We start from the raw sequence: 25,607 nt of genomic DNA on the forward strand, positions 1-25,607 counted from the left end.
GTCGGGCCGGGCGCCGGGTCGCGTTCGTCCGAATCGGTGGCCCGGCGCTGGGTGACTGTCGGTGCCTGCGCGTACGCTTGCGCGGGTGAACGCCACCGATCGCACCCCTGCCGACCTGCTGCGTTCCGCGCTTGCCGCGGATCCCGGACGCCCTCTGGTGACCTTCTACGACGATGCCACGGGCGAACGTGTCGAATTGTCCGTGGCCACCTTCGCCAATTGGGTGGCCAAGACCTCGAACCTGCTCCAGGGGGAACTGGGCGCGGGGCCCGGGGACCGGGTCGCGCTGTTGTTGCCCGCGCACTGGCAGACGGCGGTGTGGTTGCTCGCCTGTTCGTCGGTTGGGGTGATCGCCGATGTGGGTGGGGACCCTGCCGTGGCCGACATGGTGGTCAGTGGCCCGGACACGTTGGAGGTTGCTCGGGGGTGTCGGGGGGAGCGGGTTGCTCTTGCGTTGCGGCCGCTTGGGGGCCGGTTTCCGGAGACGCCGGGTGGGTTTGTCGACTATGCCGTTGAGGTGCCGAGCCAAGGGGATCGGTTTGTCGCCTTTTCCGCCGTTGATCCTGAAGAGGCCGCGTTGATTGTGGCCGGGGGTGAGTTCACGGGGGCCGAGGTTGTGGAGCGGGCTCGGGCCGACGCGGGGGCGCTGGGGCTGACCGGGCCGGGGTCTCGGCTGTTGTCGGGGTTGTCGTATGACACGTGGGCGGGGCTGAGCGCGGGGTTGTATGCGCCGCTCGCCACCGGGGGGTCTGTGGTGTTGTGTCGGCATCTTGAGCAGTTGGGGGAGGATTCCGTGGCCAAGCGGATTGAGAGTGAGCGGGTCACTGCTACCGCCAGGTGACGGTTGTTCGGTCGCTGCCCGCGTCGCCCGTTCGGCCTAGCTCCAGCCGCCCCTCACCCTCCCCCCGCGTCATCGTCGTAGGAGCAGCACGACACGCTCGTACACGCTGAGGGGTGGACTCCGACGTGACCGACAGCGAAGGCACGCACATACGTCGTCGCCGTCGGCGGCGTTGGCTGCGGTGGGGTGCTGTCGGGGTGGGTGCCGTTGTTCTCGGGGCCGCCGGGGTCGGGTGGGTTCTCTACGCGAAACTGGACTCGAACATCACGCCCGACGATGACGCCGCCGCCGAGCTTGCCCGGTATGAGAAGGAGCGACCCAGCTCGCTCGTCAAGGACGCGCAGAACATTCTGCTCATCGGGTCCGACTCGCGGGCCGGGGACGGGAACGGGAAGTACGGGCAGGACTCCGGGACCGAGCGGTCGGACACGACGATCCTGTTGCATCTCGCCGCCGACCGGCGCAGCGCCACCGCCGTCTCACTGCCCCGCGATCTGATGGTGGACGTGCCCGGGTGCCGGCGGCCGGACGGGAGTCGTACCGAGCCGATGTTCGCGATGTTCAACCACGCGTTCCAGGTGGGCGGGTCGGCCTGCACCATTCGGACCGTCGAGCGGCTCACGAACGTTCGGGTCGACCATCATGTCGTCGTCGACTTCCATGGGTTCAAGGACATGGTCGATGCCCTTGACGGGGTTCAGGTGTGTCTCGCCAAACCCATCGACGATCCCGCCGCCAGGCTGAAGCTGCCCGCCGGGAAGGTGACGCTCGACGGCGAGCAGGCGCTCGGGTACGTCCGGGCCCGTAAGTCGATCGGCGACGGCAGCGACACCGACCGGATGGACCGTCAGCAACGTTTTCTGGGGGCGCTCGTCAACAAGGTGCGCGGCAATGACGTTCTGCTGAACCCCGTGAAGCTGTACCCGGTGCTCGACGCCGCCACCTCCTCGCTGACCACCGACCCGGATTTGGCGAGCCTGAGCGGTTTGTACCAACTCGTGCGTGGACTGCGCGACATTCCCACTGAACGTGTGCAATTCCTGACCGTTCCGCGGGAGTCGTACGTCTACAACTCCAATCGCGACCAACTCGTGGAGCCGGAGGCGGAGAAGCTGTTCGCGCGGCTGCGGGCAGACGCTCCGGTCGAGGTGACTTCCGAATCCGTTGAGAACAACACGCACGGCGAGCCGTATAAGCAGTCGTACGAAGAACCGTACGGAGAAGAGGCGTACGAAGAGGAACCCTACGACTACAGCGAGTACGGCTCCGACTACGACGGGAAGCCCGACGACGACTCCGGCGACACCTCCCCCGCCCCCACTTTTCGGGGGAACACGGCCGCCGAGGACGCCTGCGGGTAAAGCGATCGCCAAGCCGACGAACTTCAGTTCAAAGAAATGCGTCGGATTGCCCAGTTGTAGGGACGTGGAATTCGTCACGGCCGTCGCTTGGCTGTGAACTGGGCGGATAGTGTGAGCGATCCGGTGTGCACCGGCTCAGGACAGTCCTGGGGTCGCGCACTGTTTGACCGAGAGACCCGAGCGTCTTTGAGGGGGAAGGCGCCGCGTGGCCCCGACGGAGGATTCGGACAACCGTGGACGCGCAAAGCCGTGGGCGGGCGGACAACATCGACCCCGCAGACCAGTGGGTACTCAATCCGAACACTGGCGAATACGAACTGCGACTGACTCCTTCCGGACCGCAATCAGCGGTCCCTGGGCCTCGTAGAGCTGCACCGCGTGATGCCGGGGGGGTTCCGGTGCGCAACCGGACCGCCGCGCCGCCCGGTCGTCAGACGCCGGGCCGTGAGGTGCCGCCGCCGCGCAGGCGGCGCGGGGTGCCCGAGGAGCCGTTGCCCGGGCGGCGTGGGCGTCGGCCGGTGAAGAGGAAGTCGAAGGCGAAGAAGGTCCTGATGTGGACCGGCGGCAGTCTGGCGTTCATCGTGCTCGCCGCCTCGACCGCCGGGTACTTCTACCTCAAGCACCTCAACGACAACATCACGGCCGTCTCCGACGACGGTGCGAGCACCGGTGGCTTCAACAAGGGCAAAGCCATCAACATCCTGGTGATCGGCACCGACAAGCGCACCGGCGCGGGCAACACGAAGTACGGCGACTCCGGCAGCGTCGGGCACGCCGACACGACGATCCTGCTGCACGTCTCCAAGGACCGTTCGAACGCGACCGCGCTCAGCATCCCGCGCGACCTGATCGTCGACGTCCCGGACTGTCCGACCACGCAGGAGGACGGGTCGACGAAGACCATCCCGGGGACGACCGACGTCCGCTTCAACACGAGCCTCGGGCAGGACGGCCGTACACCCAGCTGCACGGCGCGGACCGTCACCGAGCTCACCGGGATCCAGCCCGACAACTTCCTGGTGGCCGACTTCAACGCGGTCAAGACGCTGACCACGGCCGTCGGCGGTGTCGAGGTGTGTCTGGCCAAGGACATCGACGACCCGGACTCGCATCTGAAGCTGTCGAAGGGCACGCACACCATCCAGGGCGAGCAGGCGCTGGCCTTCGTGCGCACCCGGCACTCGGTGGGCTTCGGCGGTGACCTGAGCCGGATCGAGCTGCAGCAGCAGTTCCTCAGCGCGCTGATGCGCAAGTTGAAGTCGAACGACACGCTCACCAACCCGGCGAAGATGCTGAAGCTGGCGGAGGCGGGCACCAAGGCGCTCACCGTCGACTCCAACCTCGACAGCATCGGCAAGCTGAAGGACCTCGGTCTCGAACTGGGCAAGCTCAACGTCAAGAACCTGACGTTCACGACCGTGCCGGTGATCGACAACCCGGCGGAGAAGGTCAAGGTGACCGTCGTGGTCAACCCGACGACCGCCCCGCAGGTCTTCGACATGATCAAGAGCGACACCTCCTTCACCGAGGTCAAGCAGCAGAAGGCGAAGGAGAAGGCCGCCGTCGCCGCCCGTCTCAAGGGCACCAAGTCCGCCGCCTCCGAGGTCCGGGTACGGATCCTCAACGGCGGCGCGGTCGCGGGATCCGCGTCGGCGACCCTCACCTATCTGCAGAACGAAGAGGGCGTCCTGAAGTCGGAGAACGCGGGCAACGCGACGACGACGCTGGCCAAGACCACGCTGGAGTACGACCCGGACCAGGCGGACCAGGCGCGCAGGCTCGCCGCGATCATGGGGCTGTCCGGATCGGCGATGAAGCCGGGCAAGAGTGTGGAGAACTCCCAGGGGCTGCCCACGATGACGCTGACCCTGGGCAAGGACTACAAGGGGGCCGGCGTCTCGATGACCTCGACCGCGGGGAAGACTCCGGAGGGGGTCTCCAAGTCCACCGCGGACCAGGTTGAGTGCGCCAAGTAATTGACCTCACCGGAGTGACCTGAGGGGCCTGTCGTACGTCTAGCAAGGCGGACGGCAGGCCCGTTCGGTTGTCATAGGGGTGGGGAGGCGGGGGTTTTGACGCAGTCTGGGGTTTTGGGGGGCTCAGAGGCTTCGAGGGGTTCGAGGAGACGGCTGCCGCCCAAGCGCAAGCACCGCGTGCTGCGCTGGTCGGCCTCGACCCTGGCGGTGCTGATACTCGGCACGGCCGGCGCCGGGTACCTCTACTACGAGCATCTGAACGGCAACATCGACAAGGGTGAGCGCAGCAGCGGCGACTCCAAGGCGCGGAAGACGGCACCGAACGCGGCCGGGCAGACGCCCCTGAACATCCTGCTCATCGGTTCCGACAGCCGGAACTCCGACGAGAACGTGGCGCTGGGCGGCAGCAGGGACAACCGCGGCAACCCGCCGCTCGCCGACGTGCAGATGCTCATCCATCTCTCCGCGGACCGCAAAAGCGCCGCGGTGGTGAGCATTCCGCGCGACACCCGGGTCGACATCCCCGCGTGCAAGGACCCCGAGACCGGGGAGAGTTACCCGGCCACCAACACCATCATCAACGAGTCGCTCGCCCGCGGCGGACCCGGCTGCACGCTGGACACCTGGCAGAACCTCACCGGTGTCTACATCGACCACTGGATGATGATCGACTTCGCGGGCGTGGTGTCCATGGCGGACGCCATCGGCGGTGTCGAGGTCTGTGTGAAGCAGAACGTGTGGGACCGTCCGCTGCCCACCGCGTCCGGCGGCTCCGGCCTGAAGCTGAAGGCCGGGACGAAGAAGGTCAAGGGCAAGCAGGCCCTCCAGTGGCTGCGCACCCGGCACGCCTGGGGCAGCGACCCGCTGCGGGCCAGGGCCCAGCACATGTACATGAACTCGATGATCCGCACGCTCAAGGAGCAGAACGCCTTCACCGACGCCGGGCGGCTGACGGCGCTCGCGGAGGCGGCCACCAAGTCGCTGACGGTCTCCGAGGAGATCGGCACGGTCAAGAAGCTGTACGACCTGGGGATGCAGCTCAAGACGGTGCCGACCAACCGCATCACCATGACGACCATGCCGGTCAAGCAGGACGACCAGGACGCGAACCATCTGCTGCCGGGCGCGGACGCCGAGAAGGTCTGGACGATGATCCGCGACGACGTGCCCTTCGACGACAAGGGCGGGAAGAAGAAGGCGACTTCGACGGCGAGCGCCAAGCCCGCCTCCGGCGATCCGGTCGCGGCGGACGGCGAGATCGGTGTCCTCGTACAGAACGGCACCGGCACGGACACCCAGGCCGCCGTCGACGGGCGGGCGACCGCGGTGAGCCAGGCGCTGGTCCGGCAGGGCTTCAGCAGTGCGGCCCCGGACAGGTCGGCGGCGGCAACGGCGGTCGGCACGACCGTGATCCGCTATCCGAGCGCCGATCTGAAGGGCGACGCCCAGCGGGTCGCCGAGGCCCTCGGTATCCCGGCGGGCTCGGTGGAGAGGTCGACCGCCGTCTCCGGGGTCACGCTCGTCGTCGGCGCCGACTGGCGTACGGGGTCCACTTATCCGAAGCAGTCAACTCCCGAGGCCGGTGACGTACCCGACACCGCCGACGCCATCAACGGGTCGGACGCCGGCCAGTGCATGGACGTTTACTCCCCGTACCGCTGGTAGTACGCGACGTACAACTGAAAGCGCTCTCCCGCACCGCCGGTAGGTCTTCGGTCACCGCGTGTAGATCTGCCGCATAAATCGTCAGGAGTGGGGCCACCAATCCTGTCGGTTTCGCACAGGGAACTGATAACTGGCTACAGAATGATGCACGCGTGACCAAGTCCGAGCACTCGGGCATTCCTCGCCGACGCAGCCGAGGAACCCCGCCCGCGTACGCACTTGACCCACACGGACAGGCACGCAGGAACTCCCAGGGGCTGCCGGCGATGACGCCGCCCCGGGGTGAGGTCGAGTGCGCCCAGTACAACCAGCGGGTCCGTCAAGCGTCGTACATGACGTGTGGCGGGCCCGTGTCAGGCGCGCAGGGGTGGGGAGGGGCAGGGAATTGACGCAGAGCAGCATGCGGACGGAGGTGCCCGCGGTTGAGGACACGATGTCCCTCACACCGCAGGGCCCGGACACCGCGGCCGGCGAGGGGGGCCGGCACGGCGGTGGGCGGAAAGGCGGCCGCGACCTCGTCCGGCGACGGCGCAGACGGCGCGTACTGCGCTGGACGGCGATCACGCTGGCGGTGGTGATAGTGGGGACCGCGGGGGCGGGATACCTCTACTACCGGCACCTGAACGCCAACATCAAGAAGGACGACCTCAACATCGGCGACGCCAAGGACAGGGCGGCCAAGACCGAGGCGAACGCGGCCGGGCAGACCGCGCTGAACATCCTGCTCATCGGCTCGGACGCGCGGGACTCCGCGGAGAACCAGAAGCTCGGCGGCGCCACCGACATCGGCACCGCGGCGCGCGCCGACGTCCAGATGCTGCTGCACGTCTCCGCGGACCGCACCAACATGTCGGTCGTCAGCATGCCGCGCGACACCCTGGTCGACATACCCAAGTGCACGGACCCCGACAGCGGTGACGTCTACGCGGCCAGCGACGACACGATCACCAACGCCTCGCTCACCCGCGGCGGCCCCGGCTGCACGGTGGCGACGTGGGAGAAGCTGACCGACATCCACATCGACCACTTCATGATGGTCGACTTCTCGGGCGTGGTGTCGATGGCGGACGCGATCGGCGGTGTGCCGGTCTGTGTGGACGCCAACGTCTACTCCCACACCTCCTCCGGCAAGGGCTCCGGTCTGAAGCTGGAGAAGGGCACCACGGCCGTCAAGGGCAAGCAGGCCCTGCAGTGGCTGCGTACGCGGTACGGCTTCGAGGACGACACCGACATCGCCCGTACCAAGGCCCAGCACCAGTACATGAACTCGATGGTCCGCGAACTGCGCGCCAACGCCTCGCTGAGCAACCCGAACAAGCTGCGCAAGCTCGCGGAGGCGGCGACCAAGGCGATCACGGTCGACGACGGTCTGGGCTCCATCACGAAGATGTACGGCCTCGCGACCGAGCTCAAGAAGGTCCCCACCAAGCGCATCACCATGACGACGATGCCGTGGCAGTACGCCACGGACGGCAACCGCGTGGTGCCCAAGCCGACCGACGCGGACAAGCTGTTCCGGCTGGTGCGCGAGGACATCGCGCTGGACGGCAAGGACAAGAAGAAGACGACGACCGAGGCGACCGCGTCCGCTACGACGGACAAGGCGGCCGCGGACGACAAGATCGCGGTGCAGGTGCAGAACGGCACCCGGACCAGCACGACGTCGGCGGTCAGCGGCCGGGCAACCGCCGTGACCGAACTCTTGGTCGACAAGGGCTTCACCGAGGCCGCCGCGGACGCCTCGACCATCCTCAGCGAGGACAAGACGCTCGTCCGCTACCCGAGCGCCGACCTGGAGGCCGACGCCCAGCGGGTCGCCAAGGCCTTCGGTATCCCCACGAGTTCGGTGAAGAAGTCGACGGACGTCTCCGGGGTCACCCTGGTCGTCGGCGCGGACTGGACGTCGGGCACGAAGTACACCGTCGAGGAGGAGGACGACACGACACCGGAGTCGGCCGACGCCCTCAACGGCTCGGACACCACGGCCTGTATGCACGTCGACCCGGCCTACACCTGGTAGGCCGGGCCGGATGTCTCGCGGTGTTCAGCCGGCGGAGCTGAGCACCGCGGGGCGCCGGGACGCGATGACCTTCCTCGCCAGCGCCCTGGGACTGGTGAGGAAGCCCCAGCCCCAGCACATGTGCATGGTGGCGAGGGCGACGGGAATCCGCAGCCGTGCCTTCAGCGGCAGCCCCTTGCCCGCGGGGAGGGACCCGAGGACGATCGCCGCGAGATAGCCGCCGGGGATCAGGAAACCGAACGGAGTCACCAGCGCGCCCAGGACCACACCCGCCGCGATCGCGGCCACCGCGATCGGCGGGGCGAGGTAGCGCAGGTTGATGGAGCCCTCGTGGTAGCGGGCGACGACGTGCCGCCAACGGCCGTAGTCCTTGTACTGCTTGGCCAGCGCCTTCACGGTCGGCCGCGGCCGGTACGACACCCGCAGCTCGGGCGAGAACCAGATGAGCCCGCCCGCCTCCCGGATCCGGAAGTTGAGCTCCCAGTCCTGGGCGCGGATGAACTCCTCGTTGTAGCCGCCCTGCTGCTCCAGCGCCTCGCGCCGGAAGACGCCGAGGTAGACGGTCTCGGCCGGCCCGGCCTCCCCGCCCGTGTGGAAGGCCGCGTTGCCGACCCCGATCTTCGAGGTCATCGCGGCGGCGACCGCGTGCTCCCAGTCGTTCTCGCCCTCGGCGTGCATGATGCCGCCGACGTTCTGCGCGCCGGTCTCCTCCAGGAGACGTACGGCCGTCGCGATGTAGTTGGGCGAGAGCATGCCGTGTCCGTCGACGCGGACGACGATCGGATGGCGGGAGGCCTTGATCGCGGCGTTCAGCGCGGCGGGGGTGCGGCCGGCGGGGTTGGGCACGGTGTGTACACGCGCGTCTTCTGCGACGAGTGCGGCGGCGATCTCGTCCGTGCGGTCCGTGGACGGACCGAGGGCGAGCACGACCTCCATCTCGCCGGCGTACTCCTGCGCGAGGATCGCTTGGACGGCTCCGCGCAGATGCCGCTCCTCGTCGAGGACCGGCATGATCACGGAAACGGCGGGGAGCTGCACGTCGGGAATGGCGTTCATAGGGGGCTCACGTTACCGCGAACGGGGGACACGGATGCGCCCCGCCCGGGGAGGTGCACCGGGCCACAGATCGTATGGGCCTACGGTGCTCGCGGATCCCCCATACCCCCCGCCGCAAGGCCTTCGCGGAGGTGTCCCCCCTTGCCCACCACACCGCCCCGCTCCCCTGCCCGCCCACAGCGCCGTCCGCAGCCGCCGTCGTCCCGCAGGCCCCGGCCGCCCGTACGGCGTAAGAAGCCGCGCTGGGCCATGCGGGCGGTGACCACGCTGTCCGTGGTCGTCCTCGCCTCCGCCGGGATCGGGCACGCGGTCGTCACCAGCCTCGACGCTGACATCGCCCGCGTCGATCCCTTCAGGGACATGAAGAACCGGCCGCGTGCGAGCCACGGCATGAACGTCCTGCTGGTCGGCACCGACGGCCGCGACAAGATCAGCGAGGCCGAGCGGCGCAGGTTCCGGCTGGGCGGCGCCCCCTGCCACTGCACCGACACGATCATGATCGTGCACATCTCGGAGGACCGGGAGCGGGCCAGCGTGATCAGCCTGCCCCGCGACTCGTACGCCCTGACGCCCCCGCATGTCGACGAGACCACCGGCGACCGGCACCACGGCCACGCCATCAAGATCAACGCGGCGTACGCGGAGGGCGGCCCCAACCTCACCGTGCGGACCGTCGAGAGCATGACCCATGTGAAGATCGACCACTATCTGGAGGTCGACTTCACCAGCTTCATGAAGACGGTCGACGTCCTCGGCGGCGTCCGGATCTGCACCGCCCAGCCCCTGAAGGACTCGTACACCGGCCTCGACCTGCCGGCCGGCAACCACCGACTCATGGGCGGCCAGGCACTCCAGTACGTCCGCTCCCGGCACGTCGACGGCGCCTCCGACCTCGGCCGCATGCAACGCCAGCAGCGTTTCCTGGCGGCCCTCATCGAACGGGCGACGTCCTCCGGGATCCTCCTCAACCCGATGAAGTTCCGCGACATCACCCGGGCCGTCCTGGGCTCCGTACGGGCCGACAAGGGCTTCGGCACGGACGAGCTGCTCGACCTCGGCCGGGCGATGCGGAACTTCTCACCGTCGTCGTCCGAGTTCACGACCGTGCCGATCGGGCGGATGGGGTACGCCGTGAAGGGCATCGGTTCGACGCTGAAGTGGGACCCCGTGAAGTCCGGGCGCCTCTTCCAGGCCCTGCGCGACGACAAGCCGCTGGCCGTGCACCGGCCGCGCAGCAAGGCCGTGCGGGTGGACGTGGCCCCACAGCAGATCCGCGTCCAGGTGGAGAACGGGACGGCGACGTCCGGGCTCGGCAAGCGCGTGGACGCGGAGCTGGCGGGGACCGGGTTCCGTACGACACGGCGGCCGGTGACGGCGGCGGACCGTGAGGTGAAGCGGACCGTCGTCGTCTACGACCCCCGGTGGGACCGGTCCGCGAAGTCGCTGGCCGCCGCACTGCCCGGGAGTGAGCTGCGGGCGGTGAAGGGGCAAGGACCGGTGCTGAAGGTGATCGCCGGAGCGGACTTCAGGCAGGTGCGGAAGGTGAAGGCGGAGGATCCGCAGCAGGGGGAGTTCGGCGTGGTCACCGGGGATCAGGTGGGGTGCGCGTAGGACCTGTCCTGGGGGGCGGTCGTCATGGGGTCTCAGTCGTCGAGTCCCTCGGCCGCCCGCCGCTCCCGCAGTTCTACGATCGCCCGCCGCCGGGCCAGCCGATGGGTCCGGCGGATCTGGGCCTCCTGATACCGCCGCCTGTCGCGCTCGGTCTCCGGGATCACCGGAGGCACGCGGCGGGGCTTGCCGTCGGCGTCCACCGCGGTGAAGACGAGGTAGGCGGAGCCGACCTGGGTGGCCGGGGTGGACTCGTTCCAGCGCTCGGCCAGGACGCGGACGCCGATCTCCATCGAGGTTCGGCCGGTCCAGTTGACCTGGGCCTTGACATGGACGAGGTCGCCGACGCGGATCGGCTCAAGGAACGCCATCTCGTCCATGGACGCGGTGACTGCGGGCCCGCCGCTGTGCCGGCCGGCCACGGCGCCCGCCGCGTCGTCGACCAGCTTCATGATCACGCCGCCGTGCACCGTACCGAGGAGGTTGGTGTCGTTGTGGCTCATGATGTGGCTGAGGGTGGTGCGGGACGCGGAAGTGAGCTTGCCCGGAATATCGGACTCCGCGGCGGGGGCCTGGTCTGTCATGGCCTCCACCTTATGCCGGGGTCACTTCTGCGGACTTTGTGTTGGGTTCGCAACAGCCGTGACCTGATTTTCCGACGACCCTTGTAAAGGACACAGTCCTACCCTGCACACTGGTCGGCATGAATGAGTGGCCCGAGGGATGGAACGGCGACAACCGGGACAACCGCCGGTACGGTCGCGGCAGCGCCGGCGCACAGCCGGAAGGCGCGCGCGTGATGCGTCAGGTCCGGCGCGGCCAGCCGGTCCCGCCGAGCGCCCCGCCCTACGGCGGAGTCCCTCAGCAGCAGCCGTACGGCGGCGGCCAGGGCTACGGTGACGGCGGTTACAACGGCGGCAACGACTACGACAGCGGCTACAACACCGGCCAGGTCTACGGCTCCCCGGGCGGCGGCGGTCACGGCGGCCCCGGCGACTACGACGACTACGACGACCGGGGTGCGCGCCCCGCGCCGAACTGGCGGCGCCGGATCAAGTGGACGGCGATCACGCTGGTCACGCTGGCGGTCGTGGTGTCCGTCGGCACGTACTTCTGGGCCGACTCCAAGCTGAACCGCGAGGTCGACCTCTCCAAGGTCATCGACCGGCCGGACGCGGGCGAGGGCACGAACTACCTGATCGTCGGCTCCGACAGCCGTGAGGGTATGACCGCCGCGGAGAAGAAGGCGCTGCACACCGGGTCCGCCGACGGCAAGCGCACGGACTCGATGATGATCCTGCACACCGGCGACAACGGCTCGACGCTCATCTCGCTCCCCCGCGACTCGGACGTCGAGATCCCGACCTTCGTCGGGTCCGAGTCCGGCAAGACGTACGAGGGCACGGGCCGACACGTGAAGCTGAACGCCGCGTACGCGGAGGACGGGCCCGAACTGCTCGTGCGGACGGTCGAGTTCAACACCGGTCTGCACATCGACCATTACGTCGAGATCGGCTTCGCGGGCTTCGCGAACATCGTGGACTCGGTCGGTGGCGTGGAGATCACCATCCCCAAGGGCGGGATGAAGGACACCAAGTCCGGCGCCAACTTCAAGGCGGGCAAGCAGACCCTCAACGGCGAGCAGGCCCTGGCCTTCGTCCGCACCCGGTACGCCCTCGCGGGCAGTGACCTGGACCGTACGAAGAACCAGCAGAAGTTCCTCGCGGCCCTGGCCAACCAGGTCGCGACGCCGAGCACGGTCCTGAACCCCTTCAAGCTGTACCCGACGATGAGTGCGGGCCTCGACACCCTGATCGTCGACAAGGACATGGGCCTGTTCGACCTGGCCGACATGTTCTGGGCGATGAAGGGCGTCACGGGCGGCGACGGCAAGTCGATGAACATGCCCATCTCCGGCTCCTCCGGCGGCAACCTCATCTGGGACAAGACGAAGGTGAAGACGCTGGTGGACGAGCTGAAGAACGACGAGAAGGTGACGGTGTCGGGCAACTGACGTCGGGCGGTACGCACTCAGGGGCACCCGTGTGGGTGCCCCTGAGTGCGTTCAGGCGGAGGACCTCACATCGCGCGGCACATCTCGGCGGCGCGGCGACAGGACTCGGCGCAGCGCATCAGCTGGGGATCCTCCGGCATGGACATACACGCCTCGGCACACATGTCGCACGCCTTGGCGCACATCACGCACATCTCGGCCGACATGGGCGAGCGCCGCATCATCATGTCGGCGCACATGCGGGTCATCTCCGAGCAATCCATGAGCGCGCGCATGATCTGCATCTGGGCCTGGCCGCCCATCTGCATGCACGCGCTCATGGTCTCCTCGCACATGTTGTGGCAGGCCATGCACGCCTCGACGCAGTCCTGCATCGCCTTGCTCATCGTCGTCGTGGTCCGGGGCTGGGTGCTCATGGCGTTCCTCCTGGGGAGGGAAGGGGGTCCCGGGGCGGGGCCCCGTGCCCTACCGTCGTACGCCTCATCGGCGGGTCACGCCATCGGGCGGACGCCGATATTCCGCGACAATTCGCTACGAAATCCCCGCCACCAAAGCGACAAAAGCCCCCGGAATCCCTCCGAGGGCTTCGTCGTCGATACGCCAATCGATTAAGGCAGGTTCCTGGCCATCACGATCCGCTGGACCTGGTTCGTACCCTCGTAGATCTGGGTGATCTTGGCGTCGCGCATCATCCGCTCGACCGGGTAGTCCCGCGTGTAGCCGTACCCGCCGAGCAGCTGGACCGCGTCCGTCGTGACCTCCATCGCGACGTCCGAGGCGAAGCACTTGGCCGCCGCGCCCTGGAAGGTGAGGTCCTTGTCGCCGCGCTCGGACTTGGCCGCCGCCGCGTAGGTCAGCTGGCGGGCGGCCTCGATCTTCATGGCCATGTCGGCGAGCATGAACTGGATGCCCTGGAACTCGGCGATCGGCTTGCCGAACTGCTTGCGCTCCTGGACATAGCCCTTGGCGTAGTCGAGGGCGCCCTGGGCGACGCCGAGGGCCTGGGCGGCGATCGTGATGCGGGTGTGGTCCAGGGTCTTCATCGCCGTGGCGAAGCCGGTGCCCTCCTCGCCGATCATGCGGTCGGCGGGGATGCGGACGTTGTCGAGGTAGACCTCGCGGGTCGGTGAGCCCTTGATGCCGAGCTTCTTCTCGGGGGCACCGAAGGAGACGCCCTCGTCCGACTTCTCGACCACGAACGCCGAGATGCCCTTGGAGCGCTTCGTCGGGTCCGTCACCGCCATCACCGTGTAGTACTCAGAGACGCCCGCGTTGGTGATCCAGCGCTTCACGCCGTTCAGCACGTAGTGGTCGCCGTCGCGGACCGCCTTCGTCTTCATGCCGGCCGCGTCCGAGCCCGCGTCCGGCTCGGAGAGGGCGTACGAGAACATCGCGTCGCCCTTGGCCAGCGGCGCCAGGTACTTCTTCTTCAGGTCCTCGGAGCCCGAGAGGATCACGGGGAGCGAGCCCAGCTTGTTGACCGCGGGGATGAGGGAGGAGGAGACGCAGACCCGCGCCACCTCCTCGATCACGATCACCGTGGCGAGCGCGTCCGCGCCCGCGCCGCCGTACGACTCCGGTACGTGCACCGCGTGCAGGTCGTTGGCGACCAGGGCGTCGAGCGCCTCCTGGGGGAAGCGGGCCTCTTCGTCCACTGCGGCGGCGTACGGCGCGATCTTCGCCTCGGCCAGCGAGCGGATGGCGTCGCGGAGCATGTCGTGCTCCTCGGACGGGCGGTACAGGTCGAAGTCAGCCGATCCGGCCAAGGTCTCTCACGCTCCAAGGACACTGTGGTGATCTGTGGTGATGGCGCTAATTACCGTTAAGTAACCCAAATTTTAGAGGCACGCCCACGGGAGTGATACGTGAGCTTGGCGACAGAGGGAAAAGTGTCCGCTGAGGGCCTAGCGCAAGCCCCGACTATGCTCAGGCAGCGCACCCACGCCGTACCTCTCTGGAGCACCCATGAGCCTCAAGATCACCGTGATCGGTACCGGCTACCTCGGCGCCACGCACGCCGCGGCCATGGCCGAGCTGGGCTTCGAGGTGCTTGGCCTTGACGTCGTGCCCAAGAAGATCGAGATGCTCCAGCGGGGGCAGGTCCCCATGTACGAGCCCGGCCTTGAGGAGCTGCTGCGCAAGCATGTCGCGGGCATCGAGGGGTCCTCCGGGCGGCTGCGCTTCACCATGGACTGGGCCGAGGTGGCCGCCTTCGGGGACGTGCACTTCGTCTGTGTGAACACGCCTCAGCGGCACGGCGAGTACGCCGCGGACATGTCGTACGTCGACTCCGCCTTCGCGGCCCTCGCGCCCCACCTCACCGGCCCCGCCCTCGTCGTCGGCAAGTCCACCGTGCCCGTCGGTTCCGCCGAGCGCCTGGCCGCCTACCTCGCCGAGCACGCACCCGCCGGCGCGGACGCCGAGCTTGCCTGGAACCCGGAGTTCCTGCGCGAGGGCTTCGCCGTCGACGACACGCTGCACCCCGACCGGATCGTGGTCGGCGTGCGCAGCGAGCGGGCCGAGAAGCTGCTGCGCAAGGTGTACGCCGGCCCCGTCGGCGAGGGGACGCCCTTCGTCGTCACCGACTTCCCCACCGCCGAACTGGTGAAGACGTCCGCGAACTCCTTCCTCGCCACCAAGATCTCCTTCATCAACGCGATGGCGGAGATGTGCGAGGCCTCCGGTGGCGATGTCGCCAAGCTCGCCGAGGCCATCGGGTACGACGACCGGATCGGCAAGAAGTTCCTGCGGGCGGGTATCGGGTTCGGCGGCGGCTGCCTGCCCAAGGACATCCGCGCCTTCATGGCCCGCGCCGGTGAGCTGGGTGCCGACCAGGCGTTGACCTTCCTGCGCGAGATCGACTCGATCAACATGCGCCAGCGCGGCCAGATGGTGGAACTGGCCCGCGAGGCCCTCGGCGGCTCCTTCCTCGGCAAGCGGGTCGCCGTGCTCGGCGCCAGCTTCAAGCCCGACTCGGACGACGTCCGCGACTCGCCCGCGCTGAACGTCGCCGGGCAGATCCACCTCCAGGGCGGCCAGGTGACGGTCTACGACCCCAAGGGCATGGAGAACGCCCGCCGGGTCTTCCCCACGCTCGGATACGCCTACTCGGCCGTCGAAGCGGTGCGGGGCGCCGACGCCGTACTCCACCTGACGGAGTGGCGGGAGTTCCGCGAGCTGGACCCGGCGACACTGGGCGAGGTCGCGGCGGTCCGGCTGATCCTCGACGGACGCAACGCGCTCGACCCGGCGCTGTGGCGGAAGGCCGGGTGGACCTACCGGGCGATGGGGCGTCCGACGGCCTGAAAACCTTCGCAAACGCTCCACAGAGCAGGGCAGGGCCCCGGCGCGAGAACGCCGGGGCCTTGTCGCGTCTGGGCAGCGACGGCTCCCGATGGAGCGCTCGTCGGCGCCGTGGTGATCGTGCTGGGCTACGCCTCCGGTATCGGCGCCCCCGCCGCCTCCGGCTCCGGCTCCGGCTCCGGCTCCGACCAGGCCGCCGCACCCCCGGCGGCCACGGCACCGGCGAGCCCCGTACCGGGCACCTCGGTTCCGGGGACCGGGACCGGCCAAGCCCACGGCCACTCCGACCAGCGAGCCGACGGCCACCCCGACGGCCACGGGCGGCACCGGTGACGGCGGCGACGAGCAGTGCACCAGCGTCCAGAACGTGCTGCTGCCGATCCTCCAGCACCTCTACTCGGCGCACCTGGAGCAGTCCCCGGGCCAGCAGGTCCAGGACGCGCTGGCGCTCGACTCGTACATCAAGATGCACACGGTGTGGGTCGAGCACATGCTCACACCCACCACGGACTTCCTCACCACCAGCTGCTGACCCACCCAGCGCGACGCGTACAGACGGACGCCGGTCCGGCCGAGGCTCAGTCGGCCGGACCGGCGCCTGTCCCATTCTCCACACCTCCGCCACATCGGGAACCGCTTCCAAGGAGAACCGGGATGACAACCGTCACCCTGCCCATCCCTTCCGGCACGCTGCCGCGCCCCGGCCGGTACGCCGTGGCCGCCGGCCGCTCGATCGTCGAACTCACCGCCTGGTACGGCCCGTTGCCCACCCGGCGCCGCCGCCTGCGCCTCACCGAAGCCTCACTGACCGTGCCCGACGGGCCTCCTGACGAGCCCGAACACCCGTCCCTCAGCTTCGACTTCGCGGGCCTCGACCGGGACGACGACACCTCCGCCGTACTCACCTCCGGCGAGCTCGAACTCCTCGACGGGGGACGGCGGTTGCAGGTGATCGGCGATCTACACGTGCGCGGGGTCCGCTTCCTTGTGCTGCTGCGGCCTCCTACAGCGTGACCATGAAGGGGTACGCCTTCATGCCCGCGACCCTCACCGTCCCCGCCGGATCCACGGTCACCTGGACCAACCAGGACACGGCCCCGCACGACGTGAAGACCACCTCGGGCCCCGTCTCGATCCACTCCCCCATGCTGGACAAGGGCGAGAGCTGGACCTTCACCTTCGGCACGGCCGGTTCCTACGGCTACTACTGCACCGTGCATCCGGACATGACGGCCGGAATCGCGGTACAGGCGGCGACGCCCACGCACTCCCACCACGAGGCGGCCTCGACGGCAAGCTCGCAGGGGACGAGTAAGACCATCGGCATGACCCTCCCCTCGGCGAGCAGCAAGGCACCGCGAACCGCTTCCCCGACCCCGTCCAAGCCCTCAGCCACCGCCACCACGCCCGCCTCCGCCGTGATGTGCCTGCTTCTGGTTGGCTCGAGGTCGGCGGCGCCACGTGAGTAACCGCTACCGTCGGCAGCAAAGGTAACCGCGGAGATTCTGGAGGGCCTCATGCCTGCCGTGGCACGTTTCCGTACCGTCGTGCTCGACTGTCCCGACCCGCATGCGCTCGCCGCGTTCTACGCCGGGGTGGTGGGCGGTACGCCCCTGTCGGAGGACGACGAGTGGGTCGTACTGCCGATTCCGGGCGGGCCGCGCCTTGGCTTCCAGCGGGCGGAGGGGTATACGCCGCCGGAGTGGCCGCGGGCGGACCGGAACTCGCAGCAGTTCCACCTCGACTTCGACGCCGGGTCGACGTGGGAGGAGGTCTACGCCGCGGAGGCCGCCGTGCTGGCGCTCGGGGCGCGACCGCTGCACCAGGAGGACAAGGAGGACTTCCGGGTGTACGCCGATCCGGCAGGGCATCCGTTCTGCCTCTGCCGGATCGAGCAGGCCGGCTGACTACCCGTCGGCTACCCGTCCAGTTCCGCGATCTTCGACGTCGACGGCTCGCGGCGTCCGCGGACGGCCTGGGCCGTGAAGTCGCCGCTGCGCAGGACGCGTTGGACGTTGCCCCAGGTCAGTAGCGCCAGGTCGGGTTCGGACCAGCCGCGGCGCAGCAGTTCCGCGATGAGGTGCGGGTAGCAGGAGGCGTCGGTCAGGTCCTGGGGGTGGGCGGTGCCGGCGTCGTAGGTGCCGGACAGGCCCACGCACTCCACGCCCGCGACCGTGCGCACATGGTCGAGGTGGTCGGCGACGTCCCGGACGGACGGGCCGGTCTGCTCGGCGGTGAGCGGCACCAGGCACAGGCCCTTCGCGGCGCCCAGCTCGGTGAGCAGTTCGTCGGGGAGGTTCATCGGGTGCGGGCGCAGGGCGCGGGCGGCGGAGCGGGTGAACAGGACGGGCGCCTTGGAGGCGGCGAAGGCGCGGCGGATCGTGTCCTCGGAGGCGCCGGAGAGGTCGGCGAGCACACCGAGCCGGTTCATCTCACGGACGACCTCCTCGCCGAACCGCGTCAGCCCGGCCTCGCTCGCCCAGGACGCGCCGGAGAGCGTGAGCACGCGCAGGCCGAGAGCGTGCAGCGAGCGGAGAATGCCGAGCGAGTCACCGAGGGCGGCGGCTCCGGCGGGGCCGAGCAGCACGGCCACCCGGCCGCAGTTGCGGGCGTCGGTGGTCTGCCCGGCGGTGCAGGCCAGCCGCAGCCCCTCGGGGTGGGCCTGGACGACCGTCTTGACCAGGTCCAGCTGCTCAAGGGTGGCGCCCACCGCCCGGTCGCCGGCCAGCCCCTCCGGCAGATGCAACGACCAGAACAGCGCACCCACGTGCCCCTCACGCAGCCGCGGCACATCCGTGTCGACGGAACTCTCGCCGAGCTCCAGATCGAACCAGGGCAGATGCCGCAGCGCCCACGGCAGTCCGCTGTAGCCGTCGGCGACGGGATGCGCGGCGAGGATGGCGTGCGCCCGCTCCAGGGGATCGGTGTCCGGGTCGGAGACGGGGGTGTACGACTCGGCCGCCACCGTCGCCGCGAAGTGGTCGGTCAGCTCGTCGAGCCCACCCACCTCGGCCGTGCTCTGCAGTTCGTCCTGGAGGTCTGCCATGCCGGGCTCCGTACGTCGCGTGACCTGCGTCGTGATCGCTGTACGGTCACCGTCGCACGGAGCGCGGGGGGCTTCCTGGTGGGTGCAGCGTTCGGGGTACGCGAACTTCGCTTCAGCCCATGAGATCTACCCTCCATCTCCACCCCCTCTGACGGACAATCATCCGGCAGAGCATTTTTCGTTGCTCATGCACCAAATATTGATTTCCATCAACAAGGCAGCAAGATCTCAGAAATTTTTGCGGCCTACTCCAGCCAACGGCGATTAGCCACATGTCGTTCGGGTAGTCACCCGAATGACGGTATCGGCACGCACTCAGCTTGGCGGCAGTGGCTAGTTGGCAACGGCATTCCAGTAACACCTACTTGACATTTCACGATGGCCGATGCGGAGAGCCAGTGCCTTACGGCACCGACCGTCATACCGCAGAGGAGCAACATGCCCACGGCCGTCGACCCGAGCCTGAACCGCCGCAAGCTACGCCTCGCCCTCAAGGCGGCCCGCGACAAGCGCGGACTGACCCAGCGAGAAGCGGCGGAGGCCCTGGAGTGGTCGCTGTCGAAGCTCATCCGCATCGAGGCGGGCACCGTCAGCCTGTCCGTCACGGATCTTCGCGCACTACTCCGGGAGTACGGGGTCGAAGACCAGGACGCCATCGCTGAGCTGGAGGAAGCTGCCCGAGGCAGCAAGGGTCAGTCGTGGTGGACCGAGTACAACGACGTCATCAGCCCACCCTTCGCCCAGTACCTGGGTTACGAGAGCGCGGCGACCAGCATCCGGGGTTACCACCCGAGCCTTATCCCCGGACACCTTCAGATCGCGGACTACATCGCCGCCATCTTCGAGGCCGGACGTTCAGCCGCCAGCCCCCAGCAACGCATCGATCTGCGCCTGGCCCGGCAGGAGCGGGTGCTTCAGGAAGACGGACCCCAGGTGGAGATGATCATCGACGAGGCGGCGTTGCGCCGCCAACTCGGCGGGCCTGCCGTCATGCGCCGTCAGCTGTCGTTTCTCAAGGAGCTGATCGTGGAACACAGGGCCACACTGCGGGTGCTTCCCTTCACGGCGGGCGCGCACGACAGCCTGGACAGCAGTTTCTTCCTCCTGGGCTTCCAGGACGACGAGGACGTGCTCTACCTGGCAGGACCAGGAGCCGTGGACACGATCCGCGACGACCGAGCGACCGTCGCCCGCTATCAAGAGTGCTTCGAGGATCTACGGAGCAACGCGCTCAACGAGGAGGACACCTTGACGCTGATCGACGAACTCATCGCACAGTTGCACCGCACCTGACACCTGCGCAGCGTGCCATCGGGCCCGGGGGAAGCCATGAGGACGGACAAGGGGAGGAACAGGCGCCGCGGCCCGAGGCCAGGCGTCAAGAGTGCCCGAGGCGACGACTCCACGCGTCCCGCCACCGTCTCCGGGCCCGGTCGGCCCCCGCGGAGCGCGAGCCTCGTCCGGGTCGCGCTCGGCAGCCGCGAGGCCTGCGTCCGCTTACTGCGGCTGAACAAGACAGAGACCGACAACGACATCCGGCGCCGACGTACCCATATAGACGACCTCATACGTGTCCTGCGGGCGGTCGCGGCACTGCTGTTGTTCTTCTCGGCCTCCGCCGCCCTGGTGGCCTACGCGGGCATCAGGATGGGTGTGTCCCCTGAAGTGTGCTGGCTCGGCAGTGTCGGCGGTGGCCCCATGCTCGTCCGGAGCTTCGTCAAACTCTTCGTGACGGTGCGTCCCTCGTTGCCGGAGGCACCAAGAGACCGACCGTCCATCGACGAGCCGTGACCGGGGAACGTACCCACCACCAGCCCGCGGCGGCGGCGACTCCGACCAATACCGTCAACCAGGCCGTCAACCGCACCCACAGGTTCCCGCCCAGCAGAGATGCCCCCGCCCCAGCGGCTGACGCGAACACGCCGGTCACCAGGCAGTACCCGACAACACCGGGCTCCCTGGTCGTCGACTGTCCACCGCGCTGACCGCTCATCGCCCATCCGGCTGGATCCGAGTTACCCATGGTCCTGCCCGGCGCCGCCCGGGGTCAAGAACATGGCCATCGACGAACGCCAAGCATCAAGGCCGAAGGCGAGCACAGAACCGTCCGGGTGCTTGGAATCACGCACCCGGACTTCCGCCGAGGACACCGCGATCTCACAGCAATTACCTTCGGTTTCCCCGCTGTGGCTGCTCTTCCGCCACGCGACCGCACTGCGACCCCCAGACAACGCCGCCCCCTCTCCCACACGGAGATGCCACGCCCTGGGCCTCTCGCACTTGCCTCAACAAGGCTCAGCCCGAAAGAACGCCACACGTTTTAGACGGTCTACCCGCAACAGCGGGCGTTCAACAGAGAGCCACAGCCCCCACCCGCTCGCCCGCCTCGCATGCGCGACACATCAGCCAAGATCAGCCCACGCTCGTCTGTCCATGTCCCGGATAGTCGCGTTCGACGGCCTCCGAGTCGTCTGAAGATCCCGCGCCACGTCCTCCGCCGCCCCCAGCACCCGCACCGCGTTCCGCCAGGTCAGCTTGGCGAGGTCCGAGGCAGACCACCCCCGGTCCAGGAGCTCCGCGATCAGGTTCGGGTAGCCGGAGACGTCGTTCAGGCCGTCCGGGGTGAAGGCGGTGCCGTCGTAGTCGCCGCCGATGCCGAGGTGGTCGATGCCGGCGACCTCGCGCATGTGGTCGAGGTGGTCGGCGACGGTCGAGACGGTCGCCACCGGGCGCGGATTGCGCTCCTCGAAGGCCCGGTGCAGCTTCATCGCCTCGGGGCTGGTGTCGAGGTGGTGCAGACCCTGGGCGCGCAGATTCTCGTCGGCGGCGGCCGTCCACTCGACGGCGGCCTGGAGCACGAACTTCGGCACGAAGGTCACCATCGCGACGCCACCGTTGGCGGGAAGGCGTTCCAGGACGTCGTCCGGGATATTGCGGGGGTGGTCGCAGACTGCCCGGGAAGAGGAGTGCGAGAAGATTACAGGTGCGGTGGAGGTGTCGAGCGCGGCCCGCATGGTCGTCGCCGCCACGTGGGAGAGGTCGACCAGCATGCCCAGGCGGTTCATCTCCCGGACCACCTCACGCCCGAAGGCCGACAGTCCGCCGACCCCGGGGTCGTCCGTCGCGGAGTCCGCCCAGTCGACATTGTCGTTGTGGGTGAGGGTCATGTAGCGGACGCCGAGCCCGTACAACCCCCGCAGCGCGCCGAGGGAGTTGGCGATGGAGTGGCCACCCTCCGCCCCCATGAGGGAGGCGATACGGCCGTCCCGCCGCGCCGTCTCCATCTCGGCGGCGGTCGCCGCGGGCGCCAGCTCCGCCGGGTACCGCGCCTGCAACTGCCGTACGCAGTCGATCTGTTCGAGCGTCGCCTCGACCGGCCCCGGCTCGTCCGAGGGCACGTACACCGACCAGAACTGCGCCCCTACCCCGCCCTCACGCAGCCGCGGCAGATCGGTGTGCAGGTGCGCGTTCTGGTGTACGGCGATGTCGCGGGCGTCGAGGTCGTAACGGACCTGCTTGCGCAGGGCCCAGGGCAGGTCGTTGTGACCGTCGACGACGGGGAACTCCCGGAGCAGTTCCCGGGCTTGCCCGAGAGAGGGGGACGTCACGCGCGTCACTTCCCGAAACCGGCGCCGAAACCCGCGCCGGACCCGGACCCCGCCCCGAACCCGAAGCCGCCCGCGCCCTCGACCTTGGCCCGCAGCCGCTTGCCCTTCTCCGTGGCCTGGTCGTTCAGCTCCTGCTGGAACTCCCGCATCCGGCCCAGGAGTTCGTCGTCCTGCGTGGCGAGGATCCGGGCCGCGAGGAGCCCGGCGTTCCGCGCCCCGGCGACGGAGACCGTCGCGACGGGGACACCGGCCGGCATCTGCACGATCGACAGCAACGAGTCCATGCCGTCGAGGTACTTCAGCGGCACCGGGACGCCGATCACGGGCAGCGGGGTCACGGAGGCGAGCATGCCGGGCAGGTGCGCGGCACCCCCCGCCCCGGCGATGATCACCTTCAGCCCACGCCCGGCCGCCTCCTCGCCGTACGCGATCATCTCGCGCGGCATGCGGTGGGCGGAGACGACGTCGACCTCGTACTCGATCTCGAACTCGTCGAGTGCCTGGGCGGCCGCCTCCATGACGGGCCAGTCGGAATCCGACCCCATGACGATGCCAACAACGGGGCTCATTTCAGTCTCCTTGCTTACCTTCTCGGGCTCAGCCGAGCGGTTTGGGTGGATGCCCGGCTCTCATACGGGAGCGGTTCGTCCGAGTCGTCGTACAGGAAGATTCCCGGACTGCCGGACAGGCTTACATCGAAAACGCTAGCGTGTGAGGTGTGGGGACCAACGGGGCCAAGTGCGTGAAGCGGGCATTCAAGTACCGCTTCTATCCGACTGCGGAGCAGGCAGCAGAGCTGTCGCGCACCTTCGGCTGCGTGCGCAAGGTCTACAACATGGCGCTCGATGCCCGGTCCCGGGCGTGGACGCTGGAGCACCGCAGGGTCTCCTACGTGGAGACGTCGGCGATGCTCACGGAGTGGAAGAAGACCGAAGGACACGGTTTTCTGGCGCAGGTATCCTCTGTGCCGCTGCAGCAGTCGTTGCGGCATCTGCAGAGCGCGTACGCGGCGTTTTTCGACAAACGGGCCCGCCATCCGCGCTTCAAGTCCAAGAAGAGATCGAAAGCCTCTGCCGAGTACACCCGCTCCGCGTTCCGCTTCCGTGATGGGGAGCTGACCTTGGCGAAGATGCGTGATCCGTTGGCCATCGTGTGGTCGCGCCCTCTTCCCGAGGGCGTCGAACCGTCCACGGCCACGATCTCCAGGGACAAGGCAGGACGTTGGTTCGTCTCCTTGCTCGTCGAAAGCAGGGTCGGCCCCGGACCGGCCACGGACATAGCGGTGGGGCTCGACGCGGGGCTCACCAGTCTGCTCACCCTCTCCACCGGGGAGAAGATCACCAATCCGAAATTCGAGCGGAAGGACCGAGCCCGCCTTGGCAAGGCCCAGCGAGAACTCTCCCGTAAGGCTCAGGGTTCCAAGAACCGGGAGAAGGCGCGCGTCAAGGTAGCGCGTGTCCACGCGAGGATCGCCGACCGGCGCCGGGACTTCCTCCACAAGCTGACCACTCGTCTCGTTCGTGAGAACCAAACGATCGTGATCGAGGATCTGACCGTCCGCAGCCTGCTCGGCAACCGCACTCTTGCACGTGCGATATCCGATGCCGCGTGGACGGAGTTGCGCTCCCTGCTGGAGTACAAATGCGCCTGGTACGGGCGTGAACTGATCGCGGTCGACCGCTTCTTCCCGTCGAGCAAGACCTGCTCCGCGTGCGGCCTGATCCGCGATGGGCTGCCCCTGCACGTCCGCCGATGGACATGCGAGGGCTGCGGCACCCAGCACGACCGGGACCACAATGCCGCTAAGACCATTCTGGCCGCCGGGCTGGCGGTGTCGGCCTGTGGAGCCGGTGTAAGACCCCAACGGAGTTCCTCCGGGCGGGCAGTCGGCGATGAAGCAGGAAGCATCATGGCGCGAGCCATGACAGACCCCTCCCCAACGGGGAGAGGCCGAGGTCAATCGGTGATCGTGCCTCTCAGATAACCGGCTGCGTGACGGGCACGCTCAAGGACATCGTCCAGGTTGTCGCCGTAGGTGTTGACGTGGCCGACCTTGCGGCCGGGCTTCACGTCCTTGCCGTACATGTGGATCTTCAGCTGGGGGTCGCGGGCCATGCAGTGCAGGTACGCCGAGTACATGTCCGGGTAGTCGCCGCCGAGGACGTTCGCCATGACCGTCCACTTGGCACGCGGGCGCGGGTCGCCGAGGGGCAGGTCGAGGACGGCCCGTACGTGGTTGGCGAACTGGCTCGTGATCGCGCCGTCCTGGGTCCAGTGGCCCGAGTTGTGCGGGCGCATCGCCAGTTCGTTGACGAGGATGCGGCCGTCGCGGGTCTGGAACAGCTCGACGGCGAGGTGGCCGACGACACCGAGTTCCTTGGCGATGCGCAGGGCCATCTCCCCGGCCTGCAGCGCGAGCGTCTCGTCGAGGTCGGGGGCCGGCGCGATCACGGTGTCGCACACGCCGTTCACCTGCTGGGACTCGACGACCGGATACGCGACCGCCTGGCCGTGCGGCGAGCGGACGACGTTCGCCGCCAACTCCCGCAGGAAGTCGACCTTCTCCTCGGCCAGGACCGGCACACCGGCCTTGAAGGGGGCCTCGGCCTCCTCGACGGAGTCCACGACCCACACGCCCTTGCCGTCGTAGCCACCGCGGACGGTCTTGAGGACGACGGGGAAACCGTCCCCCTCGGCGGCGAAGGCCGCCACGTCCTGCGGATCGGTCACGATGCGGTGCCGTGGGCACGGCACGCCGATCTCGTCGAGCTTCGCGCGCATCACGCCCTTGTCCTGGGCGTGCACGAGCGCGTCGGGCCCGGGGCGCACGGGGATGCCGTCCGCCTCCAGGGCACGCAGGTGCTCGGTGGGTACGTGTTCGTGATCGAAGGTGATCACATCGCAGCCCCGCGCGAAGTCACGCAGCGTGTCCAGATCGCGATAGTCGCCGATGACGACGTCGCTCACGACCTGTGCCGCGGAATCCTGAGGGGTGTCACTGAGGAGCTTGAACTTGATGCCGAGCGGGATGCCCGCCTCGTGTGTCATACGAGCGAGCTGCCCCCCGCCGACCATGCCGACTACCGGGAACGTCACGCCCCTAGGGTAT

The 25,607-nt window shown here is 68.5% G+C and carries 24 protein-coding genes and 1 pseudogene; 16 read left to right on the forward strand and 9 right to left on the reverse strand.

The window, feature by feature from the left end; translation table 11 throughout:
* Positions 1 to 85: 85 nt before the first annotated feature.
* The 5 genes from AC5DRG_RS20970 (at position 86) to AC5DRG_RS20990 (ending at position 7,863) form a co-directional block, all read left to right on the forward strand.
* Positions 86 to 841 carry a TIGR03089 family protein gene (locus tag AC5DRG_RS20970; RefSeq protein ID WP_491812096.1) on the forward strand — a complete coding sequence of 252 codons (756 nt, stop codon included), beginning with the start codon at positions 86 to 88 and terminating at the stop codon, positions 839 to 841.
* A gap of 125 nt (positions 842 to 966) precedes the next feature.
* Entirely contained in the window at positions 967 to 2,202 is a 1,236-nt protein-coding gene (locus tag AC5DRG_RS20975) for an LCP family protein (RefSeq protein ID WP_491812097.1), read from the forward strand.
* A gap of 233 nt (positions 2,203 to 2,435) precedes the next feature.
* On the forward strand, positions 2,436 to 4,178 hold the full coding sequence (locus AC5DRG_RS20980; RefSeq protein WP_491812098.1) for an LCP family protein: 1,743 nt from the start codon (positions 2,436 to 2,438) through the stop codon (positions 4,176 to 4,178).
* A 114-nt stretch (positions 4,179 to 4,292) separates the two neighbouring features.
* Positions 4,293 to 5,843 (forward strand): LCP family protein, encoded by a 1,551-nt coding sequence (locus tag AC5DRG_RS20985; RefSeq protein ID WP_491812099.1) that lies wholly within the window; start codon positions 4,293 to 4,295, stop codon positions 5,841 to 5,843.
* Positions 5,844 to 6,243: 400 nt separating this feature from the next.
* Positions 6,244 to 7,863 (forward strand): LCP family protein, encoded by a 1,620-nt coding sequence (locus tag AC5DRG_RS20990; RefSeq protein WP_491813104.1) that lies wholly within the window; start codon positions 6,244 to 6,246, stop codon positions 7,861 to 7,863.
* Between the two features lie 24 nt (positions 7,864 to 7,887).
* Here AC5DRG_RS20990 and AC5DRG_RS20995 read toward each other — a convergent pair whose 3' ends face one another.
* Complete coding sequence (locus AC5DRG_RS20995) at positions 7,888 to 8,919, reverse strand: glycosyltransferase family 2 protein (RefSeq protein ID WP_491812100.1); 1,032 nt, start codon at positions 8,917 to 8,919, stop codon at positions 7,888 to 7,890.
* A 141-nt stretch (positions 8,920 to 9,060) separates the two neighbouring features.
* Between AC5DRG_RS20995 and AC5DRG_RS21000 the strand changes: the two genes are divergently transcribed.
* Positions 9,061 to 10,530, forward strand: a complete 1,470-nt coding sequence (locus AC5DRG_RS21000) for an LCP family protein (protein ID WP_491812101.1) — start codon at positions 9,061 to 9,063, stop codon at positions 10,528 to 10,530.
* Between the two features lie 32 nt (positions 10,531 to 10,562).
* Here the strand turns inward: AC5DRG_RS21000 and AC5DRG_RS21005 are convergent, their stop codons facing one another.
* Positions 10,563 to 11,111 (reverse strand): acyl-CoA thioesterase, encoded by a 549-nt coding sequence (locus tag AC5DRG_RS21005; protein ID WP_491812102.1) that lies wholly within the window; start codon positions 11,109 to 11,111, stop codon positions 10,563 to 10,565.
* A 119-nt stretch (positions 11,112 to 11,230) separates the two neighbouring features.
* Here AC5DRG_RS21005 and AC5DRG_RS21010 point away from each other — a divergent pair, with 119 nt between their 5' ends.
* Positions 11,231 to 12,541, forward strand: a complete 1,311-nt coding sequence (locus AC5DRG_RS21010) for an LCP family protein (RefSeq protein ID WP_491812103.1) — start codon at positions 11,231 to 11,233, stop codon at positions 12,539 to 12,541.
* Positions 12,542 to 12,606: 65 nt separating this feature from the next.
* Here the strand turns inward: AC5DRG_RS21010 and AC5DRG_RS21015 are convergent, their stop codons facing one another.
* Positions 12,607 to 12,957 carry a four-helix bundle copper-binding protein gene (locus AC5DRG_RS21015; RefSeq protein WP_491812104.1) on the reverse strand — a complete coding sequence of 117 codons (351 nt, stop codon included), beginning with the start codon at positions 12,955 to 12,957 and terminating at the stop codon, positions 12,607 to 12,609.
* Positions 12,958 to 13,149: 192 nt separating this feature from the next.
* On the reverse strand, positions 13,150 to 14,307 hold the full coding sequence (locus AC5DRG_RS21020; RefSeq protein WP_491812105.1) for an acyl-CoA dehydrogenase: 1,158 nt from the start codon (positions 14,305 to 14,307) through the stop codon (positions 13,150 to 13,152).
* A gap of 199 nt (positions 14,308 to 14,506) precedes the next feature.
* On the opposite strand from AC5DRG_RS21020, the gene AC5DRG_RS21025 reads away from it, so the two are divergent.
* The 6 genes from AC5DRG_RS21025 to AC5DRG_RS21050 all read left to right on the forward strand — a co-directional run bounded on the left by AC5DRG_RS21025 (position 14,507) and on the right by AC5DRG_RS21050 (position 17,751).
* A complete protein-coding gene (locus tag AC5DRG_RS21025) occupies positions 14,507 to 15,847 on the forward strand; it encodes a UDP-glucose dehydrogenase family protein (protein WP_491812106.1) in 1,341 nt (446 codons plus the stop codon).
* A gap of 108 nt (positions 15,848 to 15,955) precedes the next feature.
* The gene (locus AC5DRG_RS21030) at positions 15,956 to 16,177 is read left to right on the forward strand and encodes a hypothetical protein (protein ID WP_491812107.1); all 222 of its coding nucleotides are present in this window, start codon (positions 15,956 to 15,958) and stop codon (positions 16,175 to 16,177) included.
* A gap of 34 nt (positions 16,178 to 16,211) precedes the next feature.
* Positions 16,212 to 16,376 (forward strand): hypothetical protein, encoded by a 165-nt coding sequence (locus AC5DRG_RS21035; protein WP_491812109.1) that lies wholly within the window; start codon positions 16,212 to 16,214, stop codon positions 16,374 to 16,376.
* A gap of 122 nt (positions 16,377 to 16,498) precedes the next feature.
* Complete coding sequence (locus AC5DRG_RS21040) at positions 16,499 to 16,858, forward strand: hypothetical protein (RefSeq protein ID WP_491812110.1); 360 nt, start codon at positions 16,499 to 16,501, stop codon at positions 16,856 to 16,858.
* A 2-nt stretch (positions 16,859 to 16,860) separates the two neighbouring features.
* Positions 16,861 to 17,313, forward strand: a complete 453-nt coding sequence (locus tag AC5DRG_RS21045) for a cupredoxin domain-containing protein (protein WP_491812111.1) — start codon at positions 16,861 to 16,863, stop codon at positions 17,311 to 17,313.
* Positions 17,314 to 17,361: 48 nt separating this feature from the next.
* Positions 17,362 to 17,751 (forward strand): VOC family protein, encoded by a 390-nt coding sequence (locus AC5DRG_RS21050; RefSeq protein WP_491812112.1) that lies wholly within the window; start codon positions 17,362 to 17,364, stop codon positions 17,749 to 17,751.
* A gap of 11 nt (positions 17,752 to 17,762) precedes the next feature.
* On the opposite strand, the gene AC5DRG_RS21055 is transcribed toward AC5DRG_RS21050, so the two are convergent.
* Entirely contained in the window at positions 17,763 to 18,890 is a 1,128-nt protein-coding gene (locus tag AC5DRG_RS21055; protein WP_491812113.1) for a dipeptidase, read from the reverse strand.
* Positions 18,891 to 19,328: 438 nt separating this feature from the next.
* On the opposite strand from AC5DRG_RS21055, the gene AC5DRG_RS21060 reads away from it, so the two are divergent.
* Together AC5DRG_RS21060 and AC5DRG_RS21065 are read left to right on the forward strand one after the other, a co-directional pair.
* Entirely contained in the window at positions 19,329 to 20,183 is an 855-nt protein-coding gene (locus AC5DRG_RS21060) for a helix-turn-helix domain-containing protein (RefSeq protein ID WP_491812114.1), read from the forward strand.
* A 36-nt stretch (positions 20,184 to 20,219) separates the two neighbouring features.
* Complete coding sequence (locus AC5DRG_RS21065; RefSeq protein ID WP_491812115.1) at positions 20,220 to 20,681, forward strand: hypothetical protein; 462 nt, start codon at positions 20,220 to 20,222, stop codon at positions 20,679 to 20,681.
* Positions 20,682 to 20,905: 224 nt separating this feature from the next.
* Here AC5DRG_RS21065 and AC5DRG_RS21070 read toward each other — a convergent pair whose 3' ends face one another.
* The 3 genes from AC5DRG_RS21070 to purE all read right to left on the reverse strand — a co-directional run bounded on the left by AC5DRG_RS21070 (position 20,906) and on the right by purE (position 23,067).
* The gene (locus AC5DRG_RS21070; RefSeq protein ID WP_491812116.1) at positions 20,906 to 21,139 is read right to left on the reverse strand and encodes a DUF397 domain-containing protein; all 234 of its coding nucleotides are present in this window, start codon (positions 21,137 to 21,139) and stop codon (positions 20,906 to 20,908) included.
* A gap of 153 nt (positions 21,140 to 21,292) precedes the next feature.
* On the reverse strand, positions 21,293 to 22,498 hold the full coding sequence (locus tag AC5DRG_RS21075) for a dipeptidase (protein WP_491812117.1): 1,206 nt from the start codon (positions 22,496 to 22,498) through the stop codon (positions 21,293 to 21,295).
* Positions 22,499 to 22,503: 5 nt separating this feature from the next.
* Complete coding sequence (gene purE / locus AC5DRG_RS21080) at positions 22,504 to 23,067, reverse strand: 5-(carboxyamino)imidazole ribonucleotide mutase (protein ID WP_491812118.1); 564 nt, start codon at positions 23,065 to 23,067, stop codon at positions 22,504 to 22,506.
* Between the two features lie 149 nt (positions 23,068 to 23,216).
* Here purE and AC5DRG_RS21085 point away from each other — a divergent pair.
* Positions 23,217 to 24,423 (forward strand): annotated as a pseudogene (locus AC5DRG_RS21085) (RNA-guided endonuclease InsQ/TnpB family protein).
* Between the two features lie 31 nt (positions 24,424 to 24,454).
* On the opposite strand, the gene AC5DRG_RS21090 reads toward AC5DRG_RS21085, so the two are convergent.
* Entirely contained in the window at positions 24,455 to 25,594 is a 1,140-nt protein-coding gene (locus AC5DRG_RS21090; RefSeq protein WP_491812119.1) for a 5-(carboxyamino)imidazole ribonucleotide synthase, read from the reverse strand.
* Positions 25,595 to 25,607 lie beyond the last annotated feature (13 nt).

The organism is Streptomyces sp. JLBG701 (assembly GCF_058544905.1).